Source organism: Serratia sp. MMO-28 (genome assembly GCF_037199905.1).
Taxonomy (GTDB): Bacteria; Pseudomonadota; Gammaproteobacteria; order Enterobacterales; family Enterobacteriaceae; genus Chania; species Chania oryzae.
The window spans coordinates 1-219 of sequence record NZ_JBBCVB010000154.1; the positions used below are offsets into that span (position 1 = coordinate 1).

Consider the following 219-nt stretch of genomic DNA (forward strand, 5'->3'; position numbering starts at 1 on the left):
TAGCGCCCAAGGTTTGGGTAGTAATGGTGCTCTCGGCGCTGGAGAACGGTGCCCCGCCGGTAAAGTTCAGCTTACCGCCATTCAGCGTCAAGCTCTGCAACGTTGCGTTGCCCGGCGTGCCGGCGACCCCCACCGTGGTCACGCTGCCATTCCCCAAGGTCAGCCCCGCCAACGCCAGAGCGCTGGCATTGGTATCGGCCAACGAGAAGGTGGTGTTAT

The 219-nt window shown here is 62.6% G+C and carries 1 protein-coding gene; it reads right to left on the minus strand.

The genetic code is table 11. The annotated features are described in order from the left end of the window. A partial coding sequence (locus WG891_RS26955; protein WP_337265145.1) for a hypothetical protein occupies positions 1–219 on the minus strand: 219 nt, incomplete at both ends.